The organism is Xanthobacter sp. BG11Y11_SDJG (assembly GCF_057364445.1).
In genome coordinates, this window is sequence record NZ_JBNFNU010000149.1 from 1 (window position 1) to 9,417 (window position 9,417).

Annotated in this window: 12 protein-coding genes and 1 pseudogene; 6 read left to right on the forward strand and 7 right to left on the reverse strand. The window is 69.9% G+C overall.

All coding sequences use genetic code 11. The annotated features are described in order from the left end of the window. Positions 1 to 85 precede the first annotated feature (85 nt). The 3 genes from hisD to AC2W7M_RS13395 are packed head-to-tail and all read left to right on the forward strand — an operon-like array spanning position 86 to position 2,350. Positions 86 to 1,396 (forward strand): histidinol dehydrogenase, encoded by a 1,311-nt coding sequence (hisD, locus tag AC2W7M_RS13385; RefSeq protein WP_486132770.1) that lies wholly within the window; start codon positions 86 to 88, stop codon positions 1,394 to 1,396. Continuing rightward, a complete protein-coding gene (locus AC2W7M_RS13390; RefSeq protein WP_486132771.1) occupies positions 1,393 to 1,884 on the forward strand; it encodes a UPF0262 family protein in 492 nt (163 codons plus the stop codon). Before hisD ends, AC2W7M_RS13390 begins: the two co-directional genes overlap by 4 nt. A gap of 4 nt (positions 1,885 to 1,888) precedes the next feature. Then, positions 1,889 to 2,350: an arsenate-mycothiol transferase ArsC gene (locus AC2W7M_RS13395; protein WP_486132779.1), complete on the forward strand. Its 462-nt coding sequence runs from the start codon at positions 1,889 to 1,891 to the stop codon at positions 2,348 to 2,350. 66 nt (positions 2,351 to 2,416) lie between these two features. Here the strand turns inward: AC2W7M_RS13395 and AC2W7M_RS13400 are convergent. The 4 genes and pseudogenes from AC2W7M_RS13400 to AC2W7M_RS13415 form a co-directional block, all read right to left on the reverse strand. Next, a pseudogene (locus AC2W7M_RS13400) lies at positions 2,417 to 3,292 on the reverse strand (NAD(P)H-dependent flavin oxidoreductase); the annotation flags it as partial. A gap of 122 nt (positions 3,293 to 3,414) precedes the next feature. Then, positions 3,415 to 3,585: a MarC family protein gene (locus AC2W7M_RS13405; RefSeq protein WP_486132772.1), complete on the reverse strand. Its 171-nt coding sequence runs from the start codon at positions 3,583 to 3,585 to the stop codon at positions 3,415 to 3,417. Further along, positions 3,582 to 4,049: a MarC family protein gene (locus tag AC2W7M_RS13410; RefSeq protein ID WP_486132773.1), complete on the reverse strand. Its 468-nt coding sequence runs from the start codon at positions 4,047 to 4,049 to the stop codon at positions 3,582 to 3,584. Before AC2W7M_RS13410 ends, AC2W7M_RS13405 begins: the two co-directional genes overlap by 4 nt. 33 nt (positions 4,050 to 4,082) lie before the next feature. Then, the gene (locus AC2W7M_RS13415) at positions 4,083 to 4,928 is read right to left on the reverse strand and encodes a lipoprotein N-acyltransferase Lnb domain-containing protein (RefSeq protein ID WP_486132774.1); all 846 of its coding nucleotides are present in this window, start codon (positions 4,926 to 4,928) and stop codon (positions 4,083 to 4,085) included. Positions 4,929 to 5,341: 413 nt separating this feature from the next. Here AC2W7M_RS13415 and AC2W7M_RS13420 point away from each other — a divergent pair, with 413 nt between their 5' ends. After that, positions 5,342 to 6,178 (forward strand): universal stress protein, encoded by an 837-nt coding sequence (locus tag AC2W7M_RS13420; protein ID WP_486132775.1) that lies wholly within the window; start codon positions 5,342 to 5,344, stop codon positions 6,176 to 6,178. Positions 6,179 to 6,353: 175 nt separating this feature from the next. Beyond that, complete coding sequence (locus tag AC2W7M_RS13425) at positions 6,354 to 6,899, forward strand: NADPH-dependent FMN reductase (RefSeq protein ID WP_486132776.1); 546 nt, start codon at positions 6,354 to 6,356, stop codon at positions 6,897 to 6,899. An 18-nt stretch (positions 6,900 to 6,917) separates the two neighbouring features. Here the strand turns inward: AC2W7M_RS13425 and AC2W7M_RS13430 are convergent, their stop codons facing one another. Beyond that, positions 6,918 to 7,589, reverse strand: a complete 672-nt coding sequence (locus tag AC2W7M_RS13430) for a L,D-transpeptidase (protein ID WP_486132777.1) — start codon at positions 7,587 to 7,589, stop codon at positions 6,918 to 6,920. A gap of 105 nt (positions 7,590 to 7,694) precedes the next feature. On the opposite strand from AC2W7M_RS13430, the gene AC2W7M_RS13435 reads away from it, so the two are divergent. Continuing rightward, a complete protein-coding gene (locus AC2W7M_RS13435; protein WP_486132780.1) occupies positions 7,695 to 8,651 on the forward strand; it encodes a LysR family transcriptional regulator in 957 nt (318 codons plus the stop codon). Here the strand turns inward: AC2W7M_RS13435 and queD are convergent. Then, complete coding sequence (gene queD, locus AC2W7M_RS13440) at positions 8,639 to 8,992, reverse strand: 6-carboxytetrahydropterin synthase QueD (protein WP_486132781.1); 354 nt, start codon at positions 8,990 to 8,992, stop codon at positions 8,639 to 8,641. The genes AC2W7M_RS13435 and queD overlap by 13 nt on opposite strands. 5 nt (positions 8,993 to 8,997) lie before the next feature. Beyond that, on the reverse strand, positions 8,998 to 9,417 hold a 420-nt coding region (locus AC2W7M_RS13445; RefSeq protein ID WP_486132778.1), incomplete at its 5' end, for a radical SAM family protein.

Genomic DNA, 9,417 nt, shown 5'->3' on the forward strand with positions numbered 1-9,417 from the left:
CGACGGCGCCGTTGGCGCCAAGGGCGCCCCGCCGCCCGCAGGGGCAGGGCTTCCCACCGGCGCCGTCCTGCTCTAGCAAGGCGCCATGCCGATCCGCCTCGATACCGCCAGCGCCGATTTCCCCGCGCGTTTCGCCGACTTCCTCGCCTCCAAGCGCGAGGTCTCGGTGGACGTGAACGACAAGGCCGCCGCCATCATCGCCGACGTGCGGGCGCGCGGCGACGCGGCGCTGATCGACCATTCGCGCACCTTCGACCGGGTGGACCTCGCCGCCCTCGGCCTGCGCGTGAGCGACGCCGAGCTGGACGCGGCGCTCGCTTCGATCGATGCGGAGACCCGCGCGGCGCTGGAACTGGCCAAGGCGCGCATCGAGAGCCACCACGCCCGCCAGCGCCCGGCCGACGACAGCTACACCGACGCGCTCGGCGTCACCCTCGGCCATCGCTGGACCAGCGTCGACGCGGTGGGGCTCTACGTGCCCGGCGGCACTGCGGCCTATCCCTCCTCGGTGCTGATGAATGCCGTGCCGGCCAAGGTCGCGGGCGTGCCGCGCATCGTCATGGTGGTGCCGGCCCCGGACGGTCTGATCGCGCCGCTGGTGCTGGCGGCGGCACGGCTCGCCGGCGTCCACGAGGTCTACCGGGTGGGCGGCGCCCAGGCGGTGGCGGCGCTCGCCTATGGGACCGAGACCATCGCCCCGGTGGACAAGATCGTCGGCCCGGGCAACGCCTTCGTGGCGGCGGCCAAGCGCCAGGTGTTCGGCAAGGTGGGCATCGACATGATCGCCGGCCCCTCCGAGGTGCTGATCCTCGCGGACGGCACCGCGAGCGCCGACTTCGTCGCCGCCGACCTGCTCGCCCAGGCGGAGCACGACACCGCCGCCCAGTCCATCCTCGTCACCGATTCCGAGGAGCTGGCCGCCCACGTGGCGGCGGCGGTGGAGGACATGCTCGCGCGCCTGCCGCGCGAGGAGATCGCCCGCGCCTCCTGGCGCGACCACGGCGCCATCATCAAGGTGGAGAGCCTCGAGGCGGCGATCCCGCTGGTGGACCGCGTCGCCCCGGAGCATCTGGAGATTCACGCCGCGGACGCCGATGCCCTCGCCGCAAAGGTGCGCCATGCCGGCGCGATCTTCGTCGGCGCGTTCACGCCGGAGGCCATCGGCGACTATGTGGGCGGCTCCAACCACGTGCTGCCCACCGCCCGCTCGGCGCGCTTCTCCTCTGGCCTCTCGGTGCTGGACTTCATGAAGCGCACGTCGATCCTGAAGTGCGCGCCCGACGCGCTTGCGGTGCTTGGGCCGGCGGCCATGCGGCTCGCCGCCGCCGAGCGGCTCGACGCGCACGGCCGCTCGGTGGCGATCCGCACCAACCTGCCGCCGGAGGGGGGACAATGACCGACAAGGCTCAGAAACCGCCGACCCGGCTGTGCGCCGTCACCCTTGACGAGGCGTCCATCGGTCATTCCACCGCCGACATCGAGCATGAGCGCGCCACCGCCATCTGGGATCTGGTGGAGGACAATTCCTTCTTTCCCTGCGGCGATCCCGGCACCGGTCCCTATGCGCTCCACATCTCGCTGATGGACAACCGCCTGGTGTTCGACATCAAGCGCGAGGCCGGCGAGCAGGTGGTGCAGCACCATCTCTCCCTCTCCCCCTTCCGCAAGGTGGTGAAGGACTATTTCCTGGTCTGCGAGAGCTATTACGCCGCCATCCGCACCGCCTCGCCGAGCCAGATCGAGGCCATCGACATGGGCCGGCGGGGGCTTCACAACGAGGGATCCGAACTCCTGCGCGAGCGCCTGAAGGGCAAGGTGGAGGTGGACTTCGACACGGCGCGGCGGCTGTTCACGCTCATTTGCGCGCTGCACTGGAAGGGATAGCCGCATGGAGCCCCCGGCGGCGTCCCGGCGCTCAGCGCGGCCGCAATCGGTCCTGTTCCTGTGCAGCCAGAACGTCGTCCGCTCGGTGATGGCGGCGGCGCTCGCGCGGCATCTGTTCGGCAAATCGCTCTATGTGGGGTCGGCGGGCGTCAATGCCGGCGAGCATGACCCGTTCGTCGACACGGTGATGGAAGAGATCGGCCTCGACGTGAAGAAGCACCGGCCGAAGACCGTCGAGGATCTGGAGGAGTATGAGGGGCTCGGCTTCGACCTCGCGGTCTCGCTGGCACCCGACGCGCACCACAAGGCGCTGGAGCTGACGCGCACCAACGCCCTCGACGTGGAATACTGGCCCACCTCCGACCCGACCCTTGAGGCGGGCAACCGCGAGCAGCGGCTGGAGGCCTACCGCCGCGTGCGCGACGAATTGGAGCAGCGCATCCGCGCCCGGTTCAAGGGCGGCTGAGGCGCGCCGCGCGCCAGGGACGCCGGCCTGCCCGAGCGCGGCGTCGTATTCGCGCGCAAGGCGCGCGCACAGTTCGCCCGCCGCGGGAATGTCCGCCACGGCGCCGACCCCCTGGCCGGCCGACCAGACGTCGCGCCACGCTTTGTGCTCGTTCGCCATGTCCAGCTCGCCGTGCTTCTTCAGGTTCGCCGGATCTAGGCCGGCCGCGACGATGGAGGGCCTCAGGAAATTGGCGTTCACGCCCGAAATGGCGTCGGTATAGACGATGTCATCGGCGGACGAGGCGAGCAGCATCTGCTTGTAGCCCTCCGGCGCGAGACTCTCGCGGGTGGCGATGAAGCGGGTGCCGAAATAAGCAAGGTCCGCTCCCATCATCTGCGCCGCCGCGATCTGCGCCCCGGTGGTGAGGCAGCCCGCGAGCACGATCGCCTTGTCGTAGAAGCTGCGGATTTCCGGGATCAGCGCGAACGGCGAGAGCGTGCCCGCATGCCCGCCCGCCCCGGCGCACACGGCGATGATGCCGTCCACCCCCGCCTCGGCCGCCTTGCGGGCATGGCGGGCGTTGATGATGTCGTGGAACACCAGGCCGCCATAGGAATGCACCGCGTCCACCACCTCGCGCACCGCGCCGAGCGAGGTGATGACCAGCGGCACCTTCTTCTCCACCGTCACCTTGAGGTCCGCCTCCAGGCGCGCATTGGACTTGTGGACGATCAGGTTGACCCCGAACGGCGCCGCGCCCGGGCTGTCGGCGCGCCGTTCTGCGATGTCGTCGAGCCAGCCGGCATAGGCCTCGGTGGTGCGCGCATTGAGCGCCGGGAAGGTGCCGAGCACCCCGCCGCGGCAGGTCTCCACCACCAGGTCCGGGCCGGACACCAGGAACATGGGCGCGGCGATGGCCGGCAGCGGCAGGCGCTCGGCGAGCAGAGGGGGCAGGGGCAAGGGCGGTTCCTCCGGGAATCGTGCCGGCCGCGGTCACGGCCCGGCCGGCGGTTTGCGGTCGGGAGGCGCAGGCGGCCTCACCTATAGGATAGGCATTTTCCCCATTGGGGAAAAGTCTCGCCTCAGATCGGCGGCAGGCCGAGCCAGATCTGCAGCGCGTTGAGGATCAGGTTCACCGACAGCGCGGCCAGAAGGATGCCCATCACCCGCCGCAGCAGGTTGGCGCCGCTCTTGCCAATCAGGCGCACGATGTAGTCGCCGAGCCAGAACACGACGAGCAGCACGAGCATCATGTCACCAGCGCCGCCAGCGTCACCAGCTGCGCCTCCAGCGAGCCGCGATTGTTGTCGGCGAACAGGACGACGGAGAGGATCGCCCCCGGCCCCGCCACCACGGGAATGGCCAGCGGATAGACCGCGACGCTCGCCGCGGAGCGGTCCTCGCTGACCTCCACCGGGCCGTGGGAGCTGGCCTCGGAGAAGATCATGGAGAAGGAGAAGAACAGCAGGATCAGCCCGCCGGCGATCTGGAAGGCGATGATGGAGATGCCCATGGCCTCCAGCAGCATGCGGCCGACGATGGCGAACACCACCAGGATCAGCCCGGCGAAGGCGAGGCCGATGGCCGCCGCCTTGCGCCGCTCGGCCTTGTCGAGATGGCCCGTGACCCCCAGGAACATGGACAGGTGGCTGACCGGCTCCAGCACCACCCACAACGTGATGATCTGGGTGGCGAAGAGATTGAGGTCCTCGATCATCTCGGTCTCCGGGCAAGCGCGGGGCGCGGCGGCTCAGGGGCGTGTGTTACGGATATACCGGCTCCATGCGGCATCTGAATTAAAATCCGATGGCGGGCGGATACCGTCGCGCAGCCGCGCCTGCCGCGCCAGTTCCTCGGCGCCGAGCGTGCCGTCCACGAGGCCGAGCTGCTGGAACAGGCTGAGGGAATAGCCGGGGATCCAGCGGCGGATGTCGCGCCAGGGCACGTGGGCGAAGCTCTCGGGGGCGAGGTTCATCAGCGTCGTCATGCAGCTTTCCCGCAGCGTCGAATAGAAGCGCGGCTGGCGGTGGCTCTCGTTCACGAAGTCGATGATGCGGCGGAAATAGATGCGCACCGCCTCCGGGCTCGCCTTGACGGGATAGATTTGCACCTCGTCCGGCGGGGTGCGGGCGAGGCGCTCCCATATCAAATCGCGCTCGGTGCCGAGCTCCGGATAGAGCTGGTCGCGGCGGAAGAAGCCGGCGATGGGGTCGAAGCGCGCGCCCTTCGCCTGGCGCGCCTCCATGGAGACCACCACGTGCCGCCCGTCCGCGAAGCGGAACGAAAGCATGATGTGAGCGAGCGCCTTCACGCCGCCGAACGGCTGGATGATGAGGTCGGCGCCCTCCAGCGTCGACAGGTCGAAGCGCTCGGTGATCCAGCGTGGCTCGGACGGGGCGCCGGGACGGTGGACGGCATCGCGCAGGTTGAAGATGGTGACGGTGTCGCCGGCGATGCTCGCGTGCGCCTGTTCCGCCTGGAGCGCCACCCAGTCCTGCTCCGGCGGCAGCTTGGTCGCATAGGCGGTGCCGATGGCCAGCAGCGCGCCGGCGGCGAGGATGCGGCGCGCGGTCCTGCGCCGGCCGGCAGGAACCACAGCGCTAGCACCGCCAAAGGGAAGGCGAACGCGCCGGAGGTGCGCACGACGGCCGGCCAGGGCAGCCAATAGTGGATGGCGAGCGCGAAATAGAGGCTGAGCACCACCACCGCGATGGCGAGCGCGACGGCCGCGCCCCGTCTCACCTGCATGACATCGATCCCGCCTCCCCCGCACCGCAAGACCGGCCATCGGTTCTGGCGTCGCGGGCCTCGAGCGGCTACCTATGACATCTTGCGGCTAAGCTGCACAGGTTCGCGTTCGATGCGCCGCCGCGGCGGCAGGGATGCCATGGTCGGGCCGTCACGGTCCGGCGATACCATAGCGAAACTCCGGTACCGGGTTGACCCATCGCAACGCGCCCCAGCGCCGCTTCCCGGTACACGACATCCGTTCACTAGGGAGGAAGGCTCATGCTGCAGAACATCAAGAGCGTACTCATCGGCATGACGGAAGAGGGCATCGACGAGCCGTCGGCCGCGCTCGCGTACGGCATCTCGCTGGCCGAGAAGTCGGGCGCCCATGCCACCATCCAGGCGGCGTCGCTGAAGGTGGTGCTGGGCAGCACCTTCGTGAATTCGATGGGCGCCAACCTGGTCGCCGCGCACAACCGGCGCCTGCGCGAGCTGGCCGCCGCGGTGGGCGAGCGGGCGCGCGGCGATGCGGCGGCGGCGGGCGTCGCGGCCTCGGTGGAGACGCCGCAGCTCGCCTATGGCCAGCTGGTGGAGGTGTTCGTCGCCCAGGCCATGGTGCACGACATCGCCATCGTCGATTGCGAGACCGCCACCATCAATGCGGACCGCGGCCTGATCGAGGCCCTGCTGTTCGAGAGCGGCCGTCCGGTCATGGTGGTTCCCGAGCACTGCGACACCTTCAAGGGCAAGCGCATCCTCGTCGCCTGGGACGCCAGTTCGCGCGCCGCCCGCGCGGTGAACGACGCCATGGCCTTCCTGAAGGCTGCCGAGGCGGTGGAGGTGCTGGCGGTCGGCACCGAGAAGGAGCTGGCCAAGTCCGTCCCCGGAGCCGAGCTGGCCCCGCACCTCGCGCGTCACGGCGTCAACGTGACGGTGAAGAACCTGGTCGCGCAAAGCTCCATCGCCGCCACCATCGCCGAGCAGGTCGAGCTGTTCGGCGCCGACATGCTGGTGATGGGCGCCTTCAACCACTCGCTGATGCGCGAATGGGTGCTCGGCGGCGTCACCGAGAGCATGCTGAAGGAAAGCAAGGTTCCGCTGTTCCTGTCCTACTGACCGCAAGCGGCCGCCCGGCCGCGCCGGAAAGGACGCCCTCGCTCGTCCCTCAGGGGAGCGGGGCCACTTTCGGGAACTTCCCCTCGCTCCTCGCCGTTCCGACCACGGCGCCGGTTCCGCGTTGTGGCGCCGGCAACCGGCGGCGTATGATCGCGCCGATGCGAGGAGGCAGATCATGAAATGGGTGGTGCTGGTCGGCAGCGTGCGCAAGGGGTCCTACAATGCGGCTGTCGCCCGCGCCCTGCCGTCGCTGGCGCCGGAAGGCGTCGCGGTGGAGCTTCTGGGCTCGGTGGCGGGCCTTCCCATCTATGACGGCGACATCGAGGCCGCCGGCATGCCGGAGCCGGTGACGGCCATGGGCGCCAGGATCGCCGAGGCGGACGGCCTCGTGATCGTCACCCCGGAATACAATTACTCGGTGCCCGGCGGGCTGAAGAACGCCCTCGACTGGCTCTCGCGCATCAAGGAGCGCCAGCCGCTCAAGGGCAAGCCGACGCTGATCCTCTCCGCCTCGCCCGGCGCGCTCGGCGGCGCCCGCGCGCAGTATCACCTGCGCCAGGTTCTGGTGGCGCTCGACGCCCCGGTCATGAACATGCCGGAGGTGATGATCTCCCAGGCCAACAAGAAGATCGAGGACGGCACGATCGTCGACGAGGGCACGTCGACCTTCGTCGGCAAGCAGCTCGCCGCCTTCAAGAGCTTCGTGGAGAAGCATCTCTAGGGCGCGGATCGGCGCGGCTCAGGCCGAGGTCGCTCCGCCTGCCGGAAGCACGATCGCCTTCGACCCCACCGGAACGCGCCGGTAGAGGTCGATGATGTCCTGGTTGAGAAGCCGCACGCATCCCGACGACACCATGGTGCCGATGCTCCAGGGCTCGGTGGTGCCGTGCAGGCGGTAGAGCGTGTCCTGTCCGTCGCGGTAGAGATAGAGCGCGCGCGGCCCGAGCGGGTTGCCGGGTCCGCCCGGCAGGCCGGCGGCATATTGGCCGTAGCGTTCCGGCTCGCGCCGGATCATGGCGGCGGTGGGCGTCCACCGGGGCCATTCCGCCTTGCGGGCGATGGTGGCGGCGCCCTCGAAGTTGAACCCCTCCTGCTTGCCCACGCCAACGCCGTAGCGGATCGCGCGGCCCCGTTCGAGAACCAGATAGGCGTAGCGCGCGCCGGGATCGACGACGATGGTGCCCGGCTGTTCGCGCGTCGCATAAGCGACCTCGCGCCGGAGAAACCGCGCATCCACCTGCGAGAGGTCCACCGCCGGCACATCGAACGGCTCGCCGGCGACTGCCGCATACATGCGCAGATGGGCGGGATCGGGCAGGGGGCCGGCGGCGTCGAGGCTGCGGTCCTCCGCGCCGGCGCATCCCGCCAGCAGCGCCGCGCCGCCCAGGGCAAATGTGCGTCTGTCCATCATTCCCGGTTCGTCCTCCAGGCCGCGTCGCGGCGCGCCGAAGGAACGGCATTGAGGCCGATGCGTCCAGATGTTATGGAGTGATGACGATCATAGCTTCTGGATATGATGGACATCGCCCTCGCCCTTCGCGCCTTCATTCGCACCGTGGAGCGCGGCTCCGTGACCGCGGCGGCCCGCGATCTCGGCGTGTCCCAGCCGGCGGTGACGAAGCATTTGCGCAATCTGGAGCGCCATGTGGGCGCCCGGCTGCTGGAGCGCTCCGCCCGGCTGGTGCGGGCGACCGCGCAGGGGCGCGCGCTCTACGAGGCGAGCCGCTCGGCGCTCGCCACCATCGACGCGGCGGTGGAAGGCGTGCGGCAGGACATGGGCGCCGTCGACGGGGCGCTGCGCCTGCACGCGCCGACCTGCATCGGCGCCCGGCACCTCCATCCCATTGTCATGGCGTTCCAGCGGCGTCATCCGCAGGTGTCGGTCGATCTGGTGCTGGAGAACCGCGGCGTCGACCTGGTCTATGAGAATTTCGACCTGGCGGTGAAGTATGGTCGGCCGGAGGACCAGACCCTCATCGTTCGCCGGCTCGGGCTGATCCGGCGCATCCTGGTGGCCTCGCCCGACTTCCTCGCGCGCTGCGGGCCGGTGGACACCCTGGAGCGCCTCGGCGAGATCGACCTCGTCACCACGCCGCGTGTGCTCTCGCAGAGCGAAACGCTGGCTTTGATGCGGGGCGGGCGGACGGTGGACGTCGTGGTGCGTCCCCGGCTGCGGATCAATGCCGCGGATGCCCTCGCGGCGACCCTGCTGGAAGGGCATGCGGCCGGCCCGGTGCAGGAACTGCTGGTGAGCGAGCACCTGCGCGCAGGGCGGTTGGTGCGGATCCTTCCCGACTACGAGGTGAAGCCCACGGAGGCGTTCATCGCCTATCCGTCGGTGCGCTTCATGCGGCCCGCGGTGCGGGCCTTCACCGACTTCGCTGTCCCCGCGCTGCGGGCGGTCGACGGCATCTGGGCGGGCGAGGCGCCGCCGGCGGACGCGCCGGCGTTCGCGGCGCTTCAGCCGCAATAGTCGGCGAAGGAGAGGGGCGTCTCGTAGACGCGCACCTGCGCGAGCTGCGGCAGGGCGGGGCGCACGCGCTCCCAGATCCACACCGCGATCAGCTCGGCGGTGGGATTTTCGAGCCCGGCGATGTCGTTGAGGCAGTGGTGATCGAGCTGCGCCAGCAGCGGCGCGAACACCGCCTCCACGTCGAAGAAGTCGACGACGAAGCCGGTCGCGGCATCCACCTCGCCCTCCAGCGTCAGGTCCACCCGGTAGGAATGGCCGTGCATGCGGAAGCAGCGGTGCGTCTGCGGCACGTTCGGCAGGAAATGCGCGGCCTCGAAGGTGAAGCCCTGGGTGATCCTCACGCGCGTCATGGGATGCCGATCATCTTGTGGGTCTGGAGGGAGAGCCGCCAGCGCGGATGGGCGAGGCAATAGGCGACCGCCGCCTGCGTGTGGGCGGCGCGCTCCGGTCCGTCCATGGGTTGGAGGAAGAAATGGGCGAAGTCGAGCCCGTCCACCGCTTCCGGCATCAGATCGGGCTGGGGGAACACCAGCTTCAGCTCCTGCCCGCGCCGCTGGGCCAGCGCCGTGCCGGCCTTGGGGCTGACGCAGACCCAGTCGATGCCGTCCGGCGCCGCGAGCGTGCCGTTGGTCTCCACCGCGATCTCGAAGCCTTCCGCATGCACCGCCGCGACCAGCGCCGCGTCGAGCTGCAGCAGCGGCTCGCCGCCGGTGAACACGACGAAGCGCGCGCGCGGTCGGGCGTGAAGAAGCCGCCGTTCGCGAAC